The organism is Pseudorhizobium banfieldiae (assembly GCF_000967425.1).
In the GTDB taxonomy this organism is placed as follows: Bacteria; Pseudomonadota; Alphaproteobacteria; order Rhizobiales; family Rhizobiaceae; genus Neorhizobium; species Neorhizobium banfieldiae.
Map to the genome: position 1 here is coordinate 2,774,172 of NZ_FO082820.1, position 17,258 is coordinate 2,791,429.

General features: G+C 61.3%; 19 protein-coding genes. 5 read left to right on the forward strand and 14 right to left on the reverse strand.

Annotated features, from left to right (window positions below; translation table 11 throughout):
- Nucleotides 1-82 precede the first annotated feature (82 nt).
- Both NT26_RS13650 and NT26_RS13655 read left to right on the forward strand, forming a co-directional pair.
- Entirely contained in the window at nucleotides 83-1,093 is a 1,011-nt protein-coding gene (locus NT26_RS13650; RefSeq protein ID WP_052639498.1) for an ABC transporter permease, read from the forward strand.
- Nucleotides 1,086-2,009, forward strand: a complete 924-nt coding sequence (locus NT26_RS13655; RefSeq protein WP_052639499.1) for an ABC transporter permease — start codon at nucleotides 1,086-1,088, stop codon at nucleotides 2,007-2,009. Before NT26_RS13650 ends, NT26_RS13655 begins: the two co-directional genes overlap by 8 nt.
- A 231-nt stretch (nucleotides 2,010-2,240) precedes the next feature.
- Here NT26_RS13655 and NT26_RS13660 read toward each other — a convergent pair whose 3' ends face one another.
- Both NT26_RS13660 and NT26_RS13665 read right to left on the reverse strand, forming a co-directional pair.
- The gene (locus NT26_RS13660) at nucleotides 2,241-3,221 is read right to left on the reverse strand and encodes a sensor histidine kinase (RefSeq protein WP_244467609.1); all 981 of its coding nucleotides are present in this window, start codon (nucleotides 3,219-3,221) and stop codon (nucleotides 2,241-2,243) included.
- Nucleotides 3,222-3,532: 311 nt separating this feature from the next.
- Complete coding sequence (locus tag NT26_RS13665; protein WP_052639501.1) at nucleotides 3,533-4,327, reverse strand: response regulator; 795 nt, start codon at nucleotides 4,325-4,327, stop codon at nucleotides 3,533-3,535.
- 167 nt (nucleotides 4,328-4,494) lie between these two features.
- Between NT26_RS13665 and NT26_RS13670 the strand changes: the two genes are divergently transcribed.
- Both NT26_RS13670 and NT26_RS13675 read left to right on the forward strand, forming a co-directional pair.
- On the forward strand, nucleotides 4,495-4,674 hold the full coding sequence (locus NT26_RS13670; protein ID WP_052639502.1) for a NepR family anti-sigma factor: 180 nt from the start codon (nucleotides 4,495-4,497) through the stop codon (nucleotides 4,672-4,674).
- A 2-nt stretch (nucleotides 4,675-4,676) separates the two neighbouring features.
- Nucleotides 4,677-5,234 (forward strand): RNA polymerase sigma factor, encoded by a 558-nt coding sequence (locus NT26_RS13675; protein ID WP_052642188.1) that lies wholly within the window; start codon nucleotides 4,677-4,679, stop codon nucleotides 5,232-5,234.
- Here NT26_RS13675 and NT26_RS13680 read toward each other — a convergent pair.
- A complete protein-coding gene (locus NT26_RS13680; RefSeq protein WP_052639503.1) occupies nucleotides 5,231-5,551 on the reverse strand; it encodes a hypothetical protein in 321 nt (106 codons plus the stop codon). The two genes, NT26_RS13675 and NT26_RS13680, sit on opposite strands and share 4 nt — an antisense overlap.
- A gap of 171 nt (nucleotides 5,552-5,722) precedes the next feature.
- On the opposite strand from NT26_RS13680, the gene NT26_RS13685 reads away from it, so the two are divergent.
- Nucleotides 5,723-6,478 carry a Crp/Fnr family transcriptional regulator gene (locus tag NT26_RS13685; protein WP_052639504.1) on the forward strand — a complete coding sequence of 252 codons (756 nt, stop codon included), beginning with the start codon at nucleotides 5,723-5,725 and terminating at the stop codon, nucleotides 6,476-6,478.
- On the opposite strand, the gene NT26_RS13690 is transcribed toward NT26_RS13685, so the two are convergent.
- From NT26_RS13690 to NT26_RS13740, 11 genes are all read right to left on the reverse strand, one after another.
- Nucleotides 6,471-6,956: a hypothetical protein gene (locus NT26_RS13690; protein WP_052639505.1), complete on the reverse strand. Its 486-nt coding sequence runs from the start codon at nucleotides 6,954-6,956 to the stop codon at nucleotides 6,471-6,473. The genes NT26_RS13685 and NT26_RS13690 overlap by 8 nt on opposite strands.
- Nucleotides 6,956-7,288 carry an ElaB/YgaM/YqjD family protein gene (locus NT26_RS13695; RefSeq protein WP_052639506.1) on the reverse strand — a complete coding sequence of 111 codons (333 nt, stop codon included), beginning with the start codon at nucleotides 7,286-7,288 and terminating at the stop codon, nucleotides 6,956-6,958. Before NT26_RS13695 ends, NT26_RS13690 begins: the two co-directional genes overlap by 1 nt.
- 247 nt (nucleotides 7,289-7,535) lie before the next feature.
- Nucleotides 7,536-8,351: an ABC transporter permease gene (locus NT26_RS13700; RefSeq protein WP_052639507.1), complete on the reverse strand. Its 816-nt coding sequence runs from the start codon at nucleotides 8,349-8,351 to the stop codon at nucleotides 7,536-7,538.
- Nucleotides 8,348-9,298 (reverse strand): ABC transporter permease, encoded by a 951-nt coding sequence (locus NT26_RS13705; protein WP_052639508.1) that lies wholly within the window; start codon nucleotides 9,296-9,298, stop codon nucleotides 8,348-8,350. Before NT26_RS13705 ends, NT26_RS13700 begins: the two co-directional genes overlap by 4 nt.
- A gap of 159 nt (nucleotides 9,299-9,457) precedes the next feature.
- The gene (locus NT26_RS13710; protein ID WP_052639509.1) at nucleotides 9,458-10,975 is read right to left on the reverse strand and encodes an ABC transporter substrate-binding protein; all 1,518 of its coding nucleotides are present in this window, start codon (nucleotides 10,973-10,975) and stop codon (nucleotides 9,458-9,460) included.
- A 120-nt stretch (nucleotides 10,976-11,095) separates the two neighbouring features.
- Nucleotides 11,096-12,004 carry a LysR family transcriptional regulator gene (locus tag NT26_RS13715; protein ID WP_052639510.1) on the reverse strand — a complete coding sequence of 303 codons (909 nt, stop codon included), beginning with the start codon at nucleotides 12,002-12,004 and terminating at the stop codon, nucleotides 11,096-11,098.
- A 15-nt stretch (nucleotides 12,005-12,019) separates the two neighbouring features.
- The gene (locus NT26_RS13720; RefSeq protein ID WP_052639511.1) at nucleotides 12,020-12,769 is read right to left on the reverse strand and encodes an ABC transporter ATP-binding protein; all 750 of its coding nucleotides are present in this window, start codon (nucleotides 12,767-12,769) and stop codon (nucleotides 12,020-12,022) included.
- The gene (locus tag NT26_RS13725; protein ID WP_052639512.1) at nucleotides 12,766-13,599 is read right to left on the reverse strand and encodes an ABC transporter ATP-binding protein; all 834 of its coding nucleotides are present in this window, start codon (nucleotides 13,597-13,599) and stop codon (nucleotides 12,766-12,768) included. The genes NT26_RS13720 and NT26_RS13725 overlap by 4 nt, the downstream gene beginning before the upstream one ends.
- Complete coding sequence (locus tag NT26_RS13730) at nucleotides 13,596-14,528, reverse strand: ABC transporter permease (RefSeq protein ID WP_052639513.1); 933 nt, start codon at nucleotides 14,526-14,528, stop codon at nucleotides 13,596-13,598. Before NT26_RS13730 ends, NT26_RS13725 begins: the two co-directional genes overlap by 4 nt.
- Nucleotides 14,525-15,586 carry an ABC transporter permease gene (locus NT26_RS13735; RefSeq protein WP_425287734.1) on the reverse strand — a complete coding sequence of 354 codons (1,062 nt, stop codon included), beginning with the start codon at nucleotides 15,584-15,586 and terminating at the stop codon, nucleotides 14,525-14,527. Before NT26_RS13735 ends, NT26_RS13730 begins: the two co-directional genes overlap by 4 nt.
- 18 nt (nucleotides 15,587-15,604) lie before the next feature.
- Nucleotides 15,605-17,245 carry an ABC transporter substrate-binding protein gene (locus NT26_RS13740; protein WP_052639515.1) on the reverse strand — a complete coding sequence of 547 codons (1,641 nt, stop codon included), beginning with the start codon at nucleotides 17,243-17,245 and terminating at the stop codon, nucleotides 15,605-15,607.
- Nucleotides 17,246-17,258 lie beyond the last annotated feature (13 nt).

Genomic DNA, 17,258 nt, shown 5'->3' on the forward strand with positions numbered 1-17,258 from the left:
CCCCGGCGATGGTCGCAGTTTCAGAAACCTGCAGCCTTGAAGACCCCGAAGCGGGCACCAAGCTGCAGTCCGGGGAACATCGATGTTCACATACACGCTGCGGCGATTGTTGTTTGCGATCCCGACCCTGCTGGTCATCAGCTTCGTCATCTTTGCGCTGCTCGACCTTGCACCGAACGACCCGACGGGCGACCTGCCACTCACCATCCCGCCGGAAGTCCGCGAGCAAATCCGCGCCTCGCTCGGCCTCGACCAGCCCTTCCTTGTTCGCTACCTCCGCTGGCTGCAGCAGTTCTTCATCAACGAACCGCTGAACATCCTGGAAAGCATCACCGGCTGGCAGTTCGGCGATGGCGAGCGCATGCGCGTCCTTTCATGGGCGACGCGAAGCCCGGTCGTCGATCTCATCGTCCAGCGCCTGCCGCAGACCCTCTGGGTGGTCGGCCTCGCCTATCTCTTCGGCATACTGATCGCCATTCCGATCGGCGTGATCTCCGCCTACAAGCAGTATTCCATCTTCGACCAGATCGGCACCTTCGTCTCCATGGTCGGCTATTCCGTGCCGACCTTCTTCACCGGCGTCCTGCTGATCGTCATCTTCTCCTCCTACCTGCAGTGGTTTCCCTCCGTCTACGACACCAATCTCCGGGTCACGGACTTCTCAAGCTTCGTCGCGCAGATGCGGCAGATGGCGCTGCCGGTCGCCGTACTGGCGCTCTACAACGCCTCCCAGATCGCCCGCTTCGTCCGCGCCTCGATGCTGGACAACCTGCATCAGGACTACGTGCGCACTGCCCGCGCCAAGGGCGTGAAGGAAAAGGCGGTTCTGCTTGTACACGTGCTCCGCAACAGCCTGATACCCGTAGTGACGGTCATTGCGCTCGGCGTGCCGACCATCTTCTCCGGCGCCATCATCACCGAACAGATCTTCCGCGTGAACGGCCTCGGCCAGTTGCTGATCATCGCCATCCAGGGCGCAGACATTCCGCTGGTCCAGACCCTGACCTTCATCTTCGCGGTGCTGATCGTCCTCTTCAACCTGATTGCCGATGTGCTTTACGGCATTCTCGACCCGAGGATCCGGTATGACTGACACGGTACTTCCCGCAGTCCCGGCAAAGGCCGAAAGCCCGGCCCGCTCCGCCGCCCGCGACATTTGGAGACAATTCCGTGCCCACAGGGGCGGTGTCGTCGGACTTGGCGTCTTCGTCTTCATCGTCCTGGCGGTCTATGTCGGACCCTATATCCACACCGTCGCACCGAACGCGATCAACATCCGCGACAAGAACCAGTGGCCATCGCTGGCGCATCCCTTTGGAACCGACAATCTCGGCAAGGACATGCTGGCGCAGGTGCTCGCCGGAGGGCGTATTTCCCTCGCCGTCGGCATCACCGCAATGCTGCTGGCCCTCTTTCTCGGAACGCTGGTCGGCTTGCTCTCCGGCTACTTCCGGCGGCTGGACGGACCATTGATGCGGGTGACCGATCTCTTCCTTGCCCTGCCGCTGCTGCCACTGCTACTCGTCATCATCATGCTTTTTCGCGATACGCTGCGGGCCTCGTTCGGACCAGAGACGGGCATATTCATCCTGATCGTCTTCGTCATCGGCATCACGAGCTGGATGCACACCGCGCGCATCGTCCGCGGCGACGTGCTGGCGGTGAAGAGCCAGGAATTTGTTACTGCCGCCAGGAGCAGCGGGATGCGCGAGCATCGCATCATCCTACGTCACATCCTGCCGAACGTGCTGAGCTCCATCATGGTCTCTGCGACCCTCGGCATCGCATCGGCGATCATCACCGAGTCGGCGCTGAGCTTCCTCGGTCTCGGCTTTCCTTCCGATTTTCCGACCTGGGGGCGGTTGCTCTATGACGGTGCCAACTTCATGCAGCTCACACCCTCACGCGTACTCTGGCCGGGGCTGGCTATCTCGCTGACGGTCCTGAGCGTCAACTTCATGGGTGACGCAATTCGTGACGCGCTTGACCCGCGAACGCTCAAGCGCTGACGAGAATTCGGACCGGGCGAAAAAAATCGAAAATATCTTCAGACGAGAGGAACGTTCCGGAGAGATGGTCGTTATGTGGATGTCTGGAAGCACCCCCCGTCCCCCGCCCTACAAAGCTTCCAGACATACTCTTCAGTCCCCCTCGAAGAGATGAGTTGGCTCGGTTCCCCTGGAACCGGGCCAATTCTGCATCTGGCCCAGAACGCGTCACTCTCTCCTGTATGAGCGACTTCAGCCTTCGTCGGTCACGCCGGGTTCCAGCGGGAACGTCAGGTGGTAGGAAATTCTGTCTTTCGCGATGATATATTCGGCCTTGCCGTTGACCGATGCGGGAACCACGCGCTCAAGGACGGTGCTGCCGAAATGCGCCTTCATGTCCTGCGGGTCATTTTTCTCGTCTGCGGCGAGCGAAAGCGGCTCATTCCAGACCATTCGCACCATGTCATGGCCGTCGATGCGCTTTCGCGTGCAGGACACTTCGATTGGCAGGCTGCTGTGCAACAGCGAGCCGTGGCTGACTGCATTGACGATCAATTCGTGCAGCGCCAGCCCCAGATGAAGCGACGCATTGGGGCTTAGCAGAAGATTGACGCCCCTGACGCTCACCAGATCCCGATTCTCAGGAAGATACTTCTCGGTCTGCTGCTGCACGAGGTCGAAGAAATACGCCCCGCGCCAGCTCGAATCCGTGATTAGGTCCTGCGACTGCGACAGCGAATAGAGCCGCCCGCGGAACTTGTGGAGGAAGAGATCCAGCGAACCCGAATAGCGCGCAGTCTGCAGCGCAATGCTCTGGATGATCGCGAGCAGGTTTTTCGACCGGTGGCTCACCTCGCGCAGCAGCGCCCGCAGGAGGCGCTCGCGATGCCGCTCTTCCGAGCGGTCCACTATGGTCGTGACAAGATGAAGCCCGCCATGGGCGAATTCGACGGCCTGGACCCGGAACTCGAAAAACTGCTCCGCCCCGACCATCACCTCAAGCTGGCCTTTCTGGCCGGCCTCGAGCATTTCCGCCTTCAGCGACGTCAGGCGGGCGGCAACTTCTGCTCCGAAAAGGCTGCTGTCGGTGGGTGAGGCAAGCGTACCGCTCTCCCAGCCATCCGGAAGCCATACCTCTGGAAGGTTAGCGACGAGAAGATAATCGTGGCGAGCATCCTGGATGATGACGCTGGCGCCGAGGTCGACCAGCGCAGGCAGCAGAAACTCTCGCAACTTGTCATCACTCTGACCAGCTCGCTGCCATGTCAGCGGATGCACCAATTTCTCACCTCGTCCAACTTGAAGGAAAGAACCGGCAACACCCGCGCACTTTCCCGACCTGCCTTTGTCCTTATAGAGACTGGCAACCGGGGCAACAACCCGCCAATCTGTCTCCGAGGAGCCAGGGGTGAATGGGGAGACGCTCGATGAGTTCCCCACCCAAATGCTCTACGCTCAAAAAAATAAGGCTGGAAAACTGCTGCCGGAGGAATACAACCGGCAGGCGCGTCACCCCTCAGCGAACGACAGATTTCGATACCTGCTCAAGCAGCCGCCTTGACAGTTTCGTTGAAGAACAGAGCCTGGCTGATCAGCGCCTTCACCATGTCCGGGTTGAACGGCTTAGTCACCAGAAAGGCGGGCTCCGGACGCTCGCCAGTCAGCAGCCTCTCCGGGAAAGCGGTGATGAAGATGACAGGCACCGTGGAGGTCTTCAGGATCTCGTTGACCGCGTCGATCCCGGAGCTTCCGTCGGCAAGCTGGATATCGGCAAGTACCATCTTGGGCTTCGAACTCTGGAAGAGGTCGACCGCTTCCTTGTGGGTCCGGGCGATACCCGTGACGCGATGGCCGAGTTCCTGGACCATCTGCTCGATGTCGAGCGCAATAAGCGGCTCGTCCTCGATGATCATGATGTCGGTCGCAACCTGGCGGGAAATCTCTCTTGACGCTTCATCAAGAAGTTCGGTCGCCTTCTGTACGCTGACATCCAGAACTTCCGCGGTTTCCTCAATTGTGAAGCCTTCTACGGAAACGAGAAGGAAGGCGTGGCGAGCCATCGACGGCAGCGAGGAAAGATTCGCAGCCGCACGCTGTTCCCAGGCGAAGGGGGATTCGATGGGCCGGATTTCGATCGATGTGGAACCAAAGATCGCGACAAACAGTTTGTAAAGCGAAACACGGTCCTTGGACGTTTCGGGAAAGATCGAGACATCCGCGATCAACGCTTCCAGTACGGCGGCCACATAGGCGTCTCCGGAAGTCTGGGATCCGGTGACGGCACGTGCATAACGGCGCAAGTACGGAAGGTGTGACGCAACGCGTGTAGTAAGTGACATACAGAATTCTCCCCTGTCGCCCGGCGGGCAATTACGTGGGAAGAACGTGGTGCCGGAAAAAAAGTTCCGCAAGGGGTGGAACTTTTTTTCCGTTGCCGCATTGTTTCCTCACGATATCGCAACAGGCTGCCGGCGTGATGAGTGACGACAACAGAAAAAAGCAAGATATGACCCTTTCCCCGCATGACATGAGACCCGGATCGGTGCCGCCGAACGCATCGATCTCCAGGAAGCTGCGCGAGTTCTACGACGCGGTGCAGGAAGAGGGCATTCCCGATCGGTTTCTGGATCTTCTCGAGAAGCTCGAGACTGCTGAACGCAATGCGCAGTCGGTTAAGGTGAAATGACGATGACCGAGAACGATGATCGCGGATTCAAGCGCGACCTTCTCGCATCCCTCCCGAATCTCCGTGCCTTTGCGGTCTCCCTGACTGGGCGCCACGACAAGGCGGACGACTTGGTCCAGGACACGATCATGAAGGCCTGGGCCAACCAGACAAGCTTCACGGCCGGTACGAACATGCGGGCATGGCTCTTCACAATTCTCCGCAACGAGTTCTACAGCCAGATGCGCAAGCGCGGGCGAGAGGTGCAGGATACGGACGGGCTGTTCAGCGAACGCTTTTCCGTCCACCCTGAACAGTACGGGCGGCTGGATCTGCAGGATTTCCGCAAGGCTCTCGACACCCTCCCGGACGACCAGCGCGAGGCAATCATCCTCGTCGGCGCCGCGGGATTTGCTTACGAAGAAGCGGCAACCATTTGCGGCTGCGCCGTCGGGACCATCAAGAGCCGCGTCAGCCGAGCGCGTACCCGTCTGCAGGAACTGCTAGGCGTTTCGGGCGAGGGTGACTTCGGGCCTGATGCTGGGCACGCCGCAATCACGGCTCGTGCATTCGGCAGTTAGTGATCCAGCTCCGGCACCAGCCGGAAGGCGGCGCGTGCCGCTGCCGCAAGCTCGTCCCCGAAAAAGGGTTTCGCGACCGCCGCGGAACCCGGAAACTCATCCACCCGGGCAAGATCCTCTGCCATGAGCGTGGTCAGGATGACCCGGGTGCCGGATTCCTGCCGGCGTCTGAGCAATGGCGCAACCTCTTCGACAAGGTCGACATCCAGCACCAGCAGTTCGAAAAGATCCTCATCGAGCAGACTGCCGAGCTCAGCCGGCGTTGCGATCCGGATTTCGCACGGCATCGCCTCGGCGAGGATGCGCTCGGCCTCCATCGCGACAAGATATTCCCGTTCTGCAATAAGGATAGTCGGGATCGACGGAATCGCCCTCTCCTTCCGAAAGAACCTCTATGGGAGCAGGAAAAATCACGGTCATTTAAAAAAGACACAGTGCGTCGGTCCGCGATAAGCTAGGAGCGGTTACCTCGCCACACGTGATTCATCATGGCCATATCGAAGCCTGCCGTACCGCCGCGCATCCCGTGCCAGCAGTGTCCGCTGCGGCCACGACCTTCTTTCCGGGATTTTACCGATGACGAGCTTGATTTCGTCGCGAGCTTCAAAGTCGCGGAGACGCCAGCCGAGCCGGGCATGGCGATCATGGTTGAAGGGGAGCGTAATCCCTCGCTCTACACCGTGATGAGTGGCTGGGGCTTTCGCTACAAGATCCTTGAGGACGGCAGGCGCCAGATCCTCAACTACGTCCTGCCGGGCGACATGATCGGCCTGCAGGGAAACGTCATGAAGGAGATGCAGCATTCGGTGGAAGCGCTGACCCGAATGACGCTTTGCACCTTCGAAAGGGAACGGTTCCCGCAACTTTTCCGCAGCCAGCCGACGCTGGCTTTCGACATCACCTGGATTGCGGCGCGGGAAGAATCCATGCTGGACGAGCACCTGCTGAGCGTCGGCCGACGCAGCGCATACGAGCGCGCCGCCTATCTTCTTGCATTCCTGGATGCACGCGCGCAGGCGGCTATAGCCTCCCACACTGAGCTTCGGCAACTACCGCTGACCCAGCAGCATGTGGCGGACACGCTTGGCCTGTCACTTGTCCACACCAACAAGACCTTGAGAAAGCTGATGGATCAGGGGCTTGTGCGCTGGCTCGACCGCGGCTGCGAGATCATCGATGCCGCAGGTCTTTATCGAGCGGCGGAATGGCGCCCCCCTAAGGAGGGAGCCCGGCCTTTCATCTAGGCGGCATGTCTTGGCGCGGAGGGTTGTTCTCGCGCTTGCCCATCATCGGCGCAATCCTATCCATGCTGCGCATCGCGAGAAAACCCAACCCGCCGGCAATTGCAAGCGCGGCCAGTGGACGCGAGCGGACGAGAATCGGCAAGGCAGAAAGCCCCGCTGTGATCATCAGAGCGCGACCACCGCTGTTTGCGGCAGCCTCCCGCTTTCGTCTCTCTTCTGCGCGGGCCATGGATCCTGCGATGAGGAAGATGACCAGTGCGAGGAAGAGACCGCCTCCGGCGATGGTGAGCAACGCCCCCACCGCCCCGAGGTGCTGCGCGATCGCAAGGGCCGCTGCTGCTACCAGGGCACCATAGGCCGTCAGCACGAAGAGCAGCATCAGCGCGTACAAGACGGCATTGCGCCGCAGACGGTTCACGAAGGCCGCCGCATCGATCGCTGCCACCGATGCCAGAAGCGGTGCCAGTCCCGAGAGCATCAGCGGCGGACCAGCAGAGCGATCAGGAAGCCTACGCCCGCGGCCATGGCCACGGCCTGCAGCGGGTTCGTGCGGATCTTGCCTTCGAGGTCCTTTTCAAGGGAAAGAGCTTGGTCGCGCGCCGCCTCAACCATCTGCATGGAGACATCTGTGGCGTCATTGGTCGCCTTCCGCACGCGATTGCGGTAATCGCCGGCCTTGTCGGAGCCTACCGCGGCAACGGTACGTGCGAGATTTGCGATATCATCGCGAAGCTGCTGGAGCTGGGCCTCGATATCGCTCCGGGATGCGGAAGAGCCCATCGGCTCGTTCGGTGTATTGACGGGTGCCATCACTTACTCCTGTTATCGTCTCGGCAAGAAAATCATTCGGCGCAGTCCTTCGGCCGTCTCGACGAAAGCCGAAGAGCTAGAGCAAGATTATCGCGGGGATGGGGAAACCCAACCAGCCACAGAAGAATATCCTTTCATAGGAACCTCCTGAGGCGAACGCAACCGTGGCACGCGCGGCTCGCCCCCTCCTCGTTGCAAGCGGTGAATGGGCTCAGGGCGGTTTTGTTCCAGAAAAAGTTCCCGACCATCAAGAGCGGCGATCGAGATGATCCCGCAGGCCGTCCCCAAGAAGACTGAATCCGAGAACCGAGAGGAAGATCGCCAGCCCCGGGAGAAGCGCCAGCCACGGCGCCTGACCGACGTAGGTCTGGGCATCTGCCAGCATCCTTCCCCAGCTCGGAGCGGGTGGCGCCATGCCGAGCCCCAGGAAGCTGAGGCCGGCTTCCGTAAGGATCGCGAGCCCTAGCTGGATCGTCACCTGTACGATGATCTGCCCGGCAATATTGGGAAGCACATGCACGAGCGTGATCTTCCACTCCGCCCGACCCATGCCGATGGCTGCACTGACATAAGGCAATGTCCAGATCTGCGTCGCCGCACCGAGCGTCAGGCGGGCGAAGACCGGGACCATGAAGACCGCAATGGCGATGATGGCGGTAAATTGCCCTGCCCCAAGGAAAGCCGCCAGCATCATCGCCGACAGGATCGGAGGGATCGCAAAAATGATGTCGCATCCCCGCATCACGACGGCGCTCCGCCACCCGCCGCGTGCCGCGACCGCAAGTCCGAGCACCGTCCCAATGCAGCCTCCGATTGCGACCGCCACAGCCGCGGTCGAAAGGGAGTTCCAGGCTCCTGCCATTAGCAGGGAGGCAACATCACGCCCGAACTGGTCGGTGCCAAGCAAGCCGTACTCCAAGGGAGATTTCAGCCTGGACGCGATTTGCATCTTGGCCGGAGAAAATGGCGTCCAGAACAGAGAAAGGATGGCAACCAGCGACAAAGCCGTGGTCAACACCAGCCCAGCAAGGAGCAGCGGTCGACGAAGCATGGCACGGCTCATCGGCTTGCCACCCGCATTCTGGGGTCGATGACGAGATAAAGGATGTCCACGAGGAAGTTAACGATGATGACGAGTGCCGCGAAGAACAGCACCACATCCTGCATGACGATGACGTCGCGCTGGGACAGTGACTGGAAGGCGAGACGGCCGAGGCCCGGAAGATTGAAGACATTCTCCACCAGGACTGCACCCGCCACCAGAAAGGTGAACTGCAGGCCGAGGACGGTGACGATCGGCACGAGCGAAGCCGGGAGTGCGTGCCGCCAGACGGCCGCCCGCTCGCTCAACCCCTTGGCGCGGGCCGTCCTGATGTAATCCTCGGCAAGCACATCGAGGATCGCCGAACGGGTTACGCGCGTCAGCACTGCGGCCTGCGGCAGGGAGAGCGCAAGTGCCGGCAGCAGGAGCGCCCGGAGGGCGGTCGCGTAGCCGTCACTCCAACCCGGAAATCCGCCCGCCGGAAACCATCCCAGGCCAGTCGCAAAGAACATGATCAGCAGCAGCCCGAACCAGAATGAAGGAACTGCAATGCCGGCATAGGAGAAGAGGGAAACCGCTAGGTCCACGGATCGGTGGTGGCTCCGTGCTGCCTGCACCCCGAGCGGGATGGCGATGACCAGTGACATGAGGATGGTCATGGATGCCAACGGCAGCGTCACGGCAAGGCGTTCGCCAATCAGGCCGGCGACCGGCACCCCATAGGTGTACGAGACGCCGAGATCGCCTTGAAGCACACCACCAAGCCATTCGACATAGCGAAGCGGAAGCGGTCGATCCAGTCCCAACTCCCTCTGTAGTGCCGCCAGCGTGTCGGGGCTCGCCGAGGTGCCGAGCATGATCGAGGCCGGGTCCCCCGGGAGCAGGTCCATCACCGTGAAGATGAACACCGACACGACAACAAGCGTCAGGATCAGGCCGGCAAAGCGGCGAGCGACAAGGCCGGTCATGATCGCTGGGCGGCCCGCCGTCTGGTCCCGCGATTGCTCCCAATGCTGAGGGTTCTGTCCCCCAGCATCACCAAAACGCGGTCGAGGGATTGAAGTCCAGCCACATGCCCAACCTGAAGCACCACGGAGCGGCTGTCAGTCATTCCGGAACCTCGGCACTCACTCCTCCCAGTAGACCTCCGCCAGCACATTCGAAGGAATGGGCTCGTTCTCCCACAGGCCCTTCAGCTTGCGGTCCCAGACGCCCAGCTTCGGCATCACGAAGAGGTAGAGCGCCGGAACGTCCTCAGCCAGGATTTTCTGAGCCTCTCCGTAGAGGGCTGCCTGTTCGCTAGCGTCACTGGTCTGCTGTACCTTGTCCAGCACCTCGTTGAAGGCAGGCTTCTTGTAGTTGAAGTAGTATGGGTCACGGGCATAGATGTCGATGTCCATCGGCTCGGCATGGGCGACGATCGTCATCTCGTAGTCCGCCGCCTTCAGCACGTCTGACACCCATTTGGCGGGAAACTCGGTGGTTTCGATGTTCATCGTCACGCCGATCTCGGCAAACATGGCCTGCATGATCTGCGAAGTCCGCTGCGCATAAGCCATCTGCGGCGCCTTGATCGTAAAGCTCAGGCCGCTTGCGAACCCTGCCTCCGCCAGCAAGGCTTTCGCCTTCTCTGGATCATAAGGATAGGCGCCAGTCAGGTCGACATAGCCCGGATCATTGGGGGTATAGTGGCTTCCAATCGGCGTGCCGAAGCCGGACCAGGCACCCTCCACCACCATATTACGATCGATCGCCATCATCAGGGCCTGGCGCACGCGCTTGTCGTCGAAGGGTTTGCGGGCATTGTTCATGCCGGCGACGACCTTCAGTTCCGTATTGCCGATGACCGTGGTCAGCCGTTCGTCGCCATCGAAGCTCTGCATCAGTTCAGGTGCCGCGAATTCCGGAAATGCGTCCACATCCCCTGCCTTCAGCGCTGCTGCCTGCGCCTGGGGGTCCGACATGAAGCGGAAGGCAGCCGTTTCCAGCCGGGCTGCGGCTTCGGGGTTCCAATAGTCCGGATTGCGCGCCAGCTCTACCTTGTCCCCCTTAGCCCAGCTGACGAACTTGAACGGACCAGTGCCAATCGGCGTCGTCTTGTTGTTCTCGGCTGAACGGGTGCCAACCATGCTGGAGGACGGCCATGCCAGCCAGTAGAGAAGACTGCCGGTCGGCTTGGAAAGCCTTAGCACAAGCGTCTGCGCATCAGGCGTTTCGACGGATTCGACCGTCGCAAAATAGCGTTTCTGCGGATTGACGGAATCCTCCCCGCGAGCCCGCTCGATCGTAAACTTGGCGACGGATGAATCGAAGGCTTCGCCGTCATGGAAGGTGACGCCCGTCCGCAGCTTGAATGTATATGTCAGCCCGTCTTCGGAAATCTCCCAGCTTTCGGCCAGCTGGGGCTGGACCTGCCCGTCCCGGTCGATGGTCGTCAGCCCCTCGAAAATGTTCTGCCAGGTGACCTGTCCGATCGCGACAGGTGCGGCAATGGTCGGATCAAGACCCGTCGGCTCGACCGACATGCCGATCGTGACCGAGGTCTTCGGAGCCGCAAGCGCATTACGGGGTGCACCCGCGCCAAATGCTGCAGTTACGATGCAGGCGCTGATCGTCGCGGCGGCGATCTTGGAACGAGTACGCATGGGTCAAGCCTCCAACTGGAAAGAACCAGAAGGCATATGGCATGTCACCTGCGAGCACACAATAGTAATAAAGAAGCACATGCGTTGCCGAAACGGCTACACAGGGAGGTATGCGAGATGCTAGATGTGGGCTGGACGCGCTTGAGCCATGTATTCCTCAATGAACTGAACCAGCGCGTTGGCCGCGTGAGACAGCTGCCGGTCGGAGGAGACACAAAGATCGATGGATGTGTGGACGGCCTTCCCGTCCGCGACCGGCACCGCAGCCAACAGGCCACCTTCTATCTCTCGCTGGACGGAGAGCGCCGGGAGCAAGGTTACCGCAGCGCCGCGCAGGACCAGTTCCTTCAGCATCTCGACCGAACTGCTGACAAAGACTGGATCGACATCGATCCTCTCACGGGCAAAAATATCCTCGATCGCCTGGCGAGCGGCAAAGCCGCGCTCGGGAAGGGCGAGCGGCATGCGCGCCAGTTGCTCCAGAGGGATGTTGCTCGCCTTTGCTGAAGGGTGATTGGCACTGACAATGACGTCATAGACGATCTCGGAACGCAGCCGGAGCTTCACCCCTGAGGTCGAAGGGGCGAACAAGGAGACCGCAAGGTCGGCATCGCCGGAACCAAGCGCCTCGATCGCCTGCCGGGCGCTGGTAATTGCAACTTCGAACCTCAGCTTCGGATGACGAAGACTGAATTGCGCCAACACCGGCGCGATGACGTTGGCGACCGTGGCCCCATTGGCATAGATGACGACCTTACCACCCTCCAGGCCCTGCAGGTCGTTGATCAGCTGATGGACATGCTCCAGTTCGCGCAATGTCCTTCCTGCACGATCCGCCAGCAGCCGGCCGGCCGCCGTCAGCCGGATACCGCGATTGGTCCTTTCGACGAGTTGGGCGCCGAAATGCTCTTCCAGATTTTCGATCTGGCGGCTCACCGCGGTCGCGGCAACATTAAGGTTCTCTGCAGCCGCTCGCATCGAGTTGGTACGGACGACTTCGTCGAAATACATGAGGGCGCGAAGGTTCATTCCCTTGGCCTCCCGTCAGTCACGACGAAAGCCCTCGCTCGCCGTCAACAGCCGACGTGTGTAGTCCTGTGAGAACTCGCGCCTCTCGAGCGCCTCCACGGGCACCGTCTCCACGACTTCACCGCCCTTCATTACCGCCACCCGTTCGCACATGTGGCTGATGACGCCGAGATCGTGACTGACCATGATGAAGGTGAGGTGCCGGTCGCGGCGGGCCTGTTCGAGCAGGTTCAGGATCTCCGCCTGGATCGACGCGTCAAGCGCAGAGGTGGGCTCATCAAGAAGCAGTATCTTCGGCTCGACGATCAACGCCCGGGCAATTGCGACGCGCTGCCGCTGCCCGCCTGAAAGCTGGTGCGAATACCGAAAGCGGAAACCGGATCCGAGCCCCACCTCATCCAGGGCCCTTGCAATACGCCGGTCGACCTCGTCGAAACCGTGGATCACCAGCGGCTCCAGCAACAGCCTGTCCACCGTCTGACGCGGATGCAGTGAGCCGTAGGGATCCTGGAACACCATCTGGACGGTGCGGTAAAAATCCGCGTCGCGTTTCCGGCCGTCATAGCTGCGGCCATCCACCGTCAGGCTTCCCTCCTGGAAGCGGGTCAGCCCGGTGACCGCCCGCAGCAGGGTGGATTTCCCGGACCCCGACTCCCCGACGATGCCAAAGGACTCGCCGTGACTGACGTCGACGCTCACCCGGTCGAGAGCCGCGAACCCGTCATAGACGACTGTCATGTCGCGTACCGAAAGGGCCGTCGTCATAGTGCCCACTCCGGCTTTCGCTCCAGTACGGGAAGCGGATGGCGATGTTCGCCGATCTGTGGCAGGCAGTTCAGCAGACCCTGCGTATAGGGATGTTTCGCCGCGTGCAGATTGGCCGAAGAAAGCTCCTCGACGACCCGCCCTGCATACATGACGAGAACCCTGTCGCAGAAGGTCGAGACCAGGCGCAGGTCATGGCTGATGAAGATCAGCCCCATGCCGCGTTCGGCTACGAGCTTGTCCAAAATCCCGAGTACCTCGATCTGCACGGTGACGTCGAGCGCAGACGTGGGTTCATCGGCGATCAGCAGTTCCGGGCCACAGATCAGCATCATGGCGATCATCGCCCGCTGGCCCATCCCGCCCGAGACCTCGTGCGGATAGAGGGTAAAGACCCGCTCCGGATCATTGATCTGTACTGCCTCCAGCATGGCGAGCACCCTCGCCTTCGCTTCCGACCGGCCGACATCCTCGTGCGTCTGCAGGGTTTCGACGATCTGACGTCCGATCGTCATCACCGGGTTCAGCGAGTATTTCGGATCCTGCAGAACCATGGCCATTCGCCTACCGCGCAGTCGACGCCGCTCCTTGAGCGACAACCGCAGCAGATCCTCGTTCGCGAAGGTCAATCGATCCGCGCTGATCACCGCTTGCGGCGCCGTCAGCCCCATGATGGCGCGGCCGGTCTGGGACTTTCCAGAGCCCGATTCCCCGACAATCCCCAAGCGCTCACGGCCGAGTTCGAAGGAGACCCCGCGAACGGCCTTGACCAGTCCGGCGCGCGTGGGAAAGCTGACCTGCAGGTTCTTCACGCTCAGGAGCGGCGTCATTGCCCCGCCTCCTTCGGATCAAGCGCATCACGCAGTCCGTCGCCGAGCAGATTGAAGCCGAGGCTGACGATCAGGATGGCAAATCCGGGCATGGCGGCCACCCACCACTGGTCGAGAATGAACCGGCGGCCGGAGGCGATCATCGCCCCCCATTCCGGCAGCGGCGGCTGGGCACCGAGCCCCAGAAAACCGAGACCGGCGGCCGTCAGAATGATGCCCGCCATGTCGAGCGTCACCCTGACGATCAGCGACGAGAGGCAGAGGGGCATGACATGACGCAGCACGATCCGCGACGGAGAAGCACCCATCAGCCGCACGGCGGAGATGAACTCGGAGTTGCGGAAGGTCATCGTCTCCGCCCGGGCGATGCGTGCATAGGGTGGCCAGGAGGTGACGGCGATCGCCAGGATCGCATTCTCGATGCCGGGTCCGAGCGCCGCAACCAGCGCAAGCGCCAGCACCAGCTTCGGAAAGGCGAGGAAGATGTCGGTGATCCGCATCAGTACGGCGTCCACCCATCCACCGGCATAGCCGGAGACCGTACCGACGATCAGTCCGACAGGTGCCGCGATGACCGCGACCAGCACCACGACCAGCAGCGTCAGGCGCGAACCGTGGATCAGGCGCGAGAGGATGTCACGACCCTGGTCGTCCGTGCCGAGGATATAGCCGTCGGCGCCCGGCGGCAGCAGCCGTGCGTTTCGCAGATCGCCCTGCAACGGATTGTGCGGAGCAAGGACATCCGCGAACGCCGCCACGAACAGCAGCGCGAGCAGGATCAGCAGACCGAGAAGGGCGAGGCGGTTTTCCGAAAAGCGCCGCCAGATGACATAGGCGCGACCGAGCCGCGCCTGCCGGCGCGACGACGGCCTGTCCGACAGCAGCCACTCGCGGCTGTAGGGTCTGGGAGGTGTCTCGGCAATGCTCATCGGCTGCGCGTCCTTGGGTCGAGCGTCCGGTAGAGAAGGTCGGACAGAAGGTTGATGCCGACGAAGACGGAGCCGATGACCACGGTCCCGCCGAGCACGGCGTTCATGTCCGCATTCTGCAGTGAGTTGGTGATGTAGAGTCCGAGCCCCGGCCAGGCAAAAATCGTTTCCGTCAGCACAGAGCCTTCGAGAAGACCCGCATAGGACAGCGCGATCACGGTGACGAGGGGGACCGCCGCGTTGCGCAGGGCGTGGAACCAGATGATCCTGGCCTCCGATAGGCCTTTCGCCCGCGCGGCGACGATATACTCCTGCGAAAGCTCGTTCAGCATGAATGACCGGGTCATGCGGCTGATATAGGCGAGCGAGAAATAGCCGAGCAGCGAGCCGGGAAGGATGATGTGCCGGAAGAGATCCCAAAGCACGTCCCACTGTCGCTGCATGGCCGCATCGAGGATGAAGAACCCGGTGACTGGGGTAAAGCTGTATTCGTAGACGATGTCGACGCGGCCCGGATAGGCGACCCAGTTGAGCCTCGCATAGAAGAGAAGCAGCGCGAGCAGGCCAAGCCAGAAGATCGGCACCGAGTATCCGACGAGACCAATCACCCGGACGATCTGGTCGATGATGGAGCCCCGCTTGACGGCTGCGAGCACGCCAAGCGGCACGCCCAGGACCGCACCGATGATCGTGCCGACGGTCGCAAGCTCGATCGTCGCGGGGAAGACCCGCTTGATGTCGGTGAGCACGGGGTGGGTGGTCAGGACCGAGGTTCCGAAATCGCCCGACAGCGCCTGCTTCAGGTAGATCCAGAACTGCTGGTAGAGCGGAAGGTGAAGGCCGAGCTCCAGCCTTACCCGTTCGACCACATGCGCCGGCGCACGATCACCGACGATCGCGAGCGCCGGATCGATCGGCACGACGCGGCCGATGAAGAAGGTGACGGCAAGCAGGCCGAGGAATGTGGTGGCGACCGTCAGCAGGAAGCCGAGGATGGCCAGCCCGCGACGCCTGGCGCGGCTCTCGCCGCGCCGAAGCGTCGCATTGGTGTCAGAAATAGCCAAGGTTCGACCCGACTATTCCTTGGAGACGCTATGGAGGAAGTTGGTATCGAAGCTCGGACCGAGCTTGTAGTTCTTCAGCTTGTCCGAATAGCCGGCTACTTCCGTCTGCTGGAAGATAATCACGAAGGGACCCCGCTCCAGGACTTCCTTCTGAAGCTCCTCGTAAATGGCCGCGCGCTTGTCGCTGTCCTTCTCGAGAAGGGCGGCCTGGGTCTTCTCAGTCAGATCCTGCGGATCCCAGGCATTGCGCCAGGCCAGCGTCTTGTTGGTGCCCTCATCCGAATTGTCCGCATTGTAGGTGAAGGTCTCGGCATTGGAGTTCGGATCGAAGTAGTCCGAACCCCACTGACCGATATAGATGTCGTGCTGGCGCGCGCGGTACTTGGTCAGCGTCTGCTTGCCGTCGCCGGGGATGATCTCCAGCTTGATGCCAGCCTGGGCCAGCGTCTGCTGCACGTTTTCGGCAATGCCGGTCACCGGCTGCGTATTGCGCACGTCCATGGTCACCGAAAAGCCGTCGGCAAGTCCTGCCTTGGCAAGCAGTTCCTTGGCCTTCTCGACGTTCAGGCTGTACGGCGTGTCGTTCGACGCTCCGAGCTGGCCGGCGGGAAGGAATGTCTGGTGGATCGTGCCGATCCCCTTGATCAGGGTCTCACCGATCGCGTCATAGTCGACGAGATACTTGAAAGCCTCCACCACCTCGGGCTTCGCCAGGTTCTCGTTCTTCTGGTTCAGGCTGAAATAGTAGATCGTGCCCTTCGGCGCAGATGTGGTGTCGAGACCTTCCTTGTCCGAGATCGCCTGGATGTCGCCGGGCTCGAGGTTCCGGGCCACATCAATATCGCCGTTCTCGAGCGCAAGGCGCTGGCCTGCACTCTCCTTCATGTGGCGGTAGATGACCCGTGCCAGAGGGGCCTTTTCGCCGAAATAGCTGTCGTTCCGCTCCAGCACGACGACCTCGTTCGCACGCCATTCGCGCAGCTTGAACGGGCCCGAACCGGCATAGCCGGTCTTCAGGAAGGCATTGCCGAAATCGCTGTCGTACTTGTAGTCCTCGCTCGGAGTGACTGGCTGAGCGTTCTCCATGACCAGCTTCTTGTCGACGACCGACGCCACAGTCGAGGTCAGCACGTTAAGGACGAAGCTCGGTGCATAGGGCTTGTCGACGGTGAGTACGAACGTGCTTTCGTCGGCGGCCTTCGCCTTCTCTGTGACGTTGTCGCCGGTGAGCCCGAACTGGGTCAGCAGGAAGGCGGGGGACTTGTCGAGCTTGACGGCACGCTCGAACGAGAAGGCAACATCGTCCGCGGTGATCGGGTTGCCCGAAGCGAAGGTGAGGCCAGGCTTCAGCTTGAACGTGTAGGTCAGTCCATCATCGGAGACGGTCCAGCTGTCGGCAAGCTCTCCCACGACCTTCGACGTGTCGTTGAGGTCAAGCCCGACGAGCTTGTTGTAGGTGTTGGCGGTCACTTCGGCCGTCGAGATCTCGAAGGCTTCCGCGGGATCGAGCGTGATGATGTCGTCGAAGGCCCAGCCCTGCACCAACGTGTCGGCCGGCGTTGCCGCAAATGCCTGCGGCGCACCGGCCAGAAGCAGCGCCACTGCGGCACTCGTTGCCATCAGGCGCACGCGTTTGTTCAGCAAGTCGATCATTGTTCTTGTTCCC

Excerpts from the sequence above, each read along its gene's own strand:
- NT26_RS13650 (WP_052639498.1), top strand. The coding sequence starts at position 83 with ATGTTCACATACACGCTGCGGCGATTGTTGTTTGCGATCCCGACCCTG.
- NT26_RS13655 (WP_052639499.1), top strand. The coding sequence starts at position 1,086 with ATGACTGACACGGTACTTCCCGCAGTCCCGGCAAAGGCCGAAAGCCCG.
- NT26_RS13665 (WP_052639501.1), bottom strand. The coding sequence starts at position 4,327 with ATGTCACTTACTACACGCGTTGCGTCACACCTTCCGTACTTGCGCCGT.
- NT26_RS13670 (WP_052639502.1), top strand. The coding sequence starts at position 4,495 with ATGACCCTTTCCCCGCATGACATGAGACCCGGATCGGTGCCGCCGAAC.
- NT26_RS13675 (WP_052642188.1), top strand. The coding sequence starts at position 4,677 with ATGACCGAGAACGATGATCGCGGATTCAAGCGCGACCTTCTCGCATCC.
- NT26_RS13680 (WP_052639503.1), bottom strand. The coding sequence starts at position 5,551 with ATGGAGGCCGAGCGCATCCTCGCCGAGGCGATGCCGTGCGAAATCCGG.
- NT26_RS13685 (WP_052639504.1), top strand. The coding sequence starts at position 5,723 with ATGGCCATATCGAAGCCTGCCGTACCGCCGCGCATCCCGTGCCAGCAG.
- NT26_RS13690 (WP_052639505.1), bottom strand. The coding sequence starts at position 6,956 with ATGCTCTCGGGACTGGCACCGCTTCTGGCATCGGTGGCAGCGATCGAT.
- NT26_RS13695 (WP_052639506.1), bottom strand. The coding sequence starts at position 7,288 with ATGGCACCCGTCAATACACCGAACGAGCCGATGGGCTCTTCCGCATCC.
- NT26_RS13700 (WP_052639507.1), bottom strand. The coding sequence starts at position 8,351 with ATGAGCCGTGCCATGCTTCGTCGACCGCTGCTCCTTGCTGGGCTGGTG.
- NT26_RS13705 (WP_052639508.1), bottom strand. The coding sequence starts at position 9,298 with ATGACCGGCCTTGTCGCTCGCCGCTTTGCCGGCCTGATCCTGACGCTT.
- NT26_RS13710 (WP_052639509.1), bottom strand. The coding sequence starts at position 10,975 with ATGCGTACTCGTTCCAAGATCGCCGCCGCGACGATCAGCGCCTGCATC.
- NT26_RS13715 (WP_052639510.1), bottom strand. The coding sequence starts at position 12,004 with ATGAACCTTCGCGCCCTCATGTATTTCGACGAAGTCGTCCGTACCAAC.
- NT26_RS13720 (WP_052639511.1), bottom strand. The coding sequence starts at position 12,769 with ATGACGACGGCCCTTTCGGTACGCGACATGACAGTCGTCTATGACGGG.
- NT26_RS13725 (WP_052639512.1), bottom strand. The coding sequence starts at position 13,599 with ATGACGCCGCTCCTGAGCGTGAAGAACCTGCAGGTCAGCTTTCCCACG.
- NT26_RS13730 (WP_052639513.1), bottom strand. The coding sequence starts at position 14,528 with ATGAGCATTGCCGAGACACCTCCCAGACCCTACAGCCGCGAGTGGCTG.
- NT26_RS13740 (WP_052639515.1), bottom strand. The coding sequence starts at position 17,245 with ATGATCGACTTGCTGAACAAACGCGTGCGCCTGATGGCAACGAGTGCC.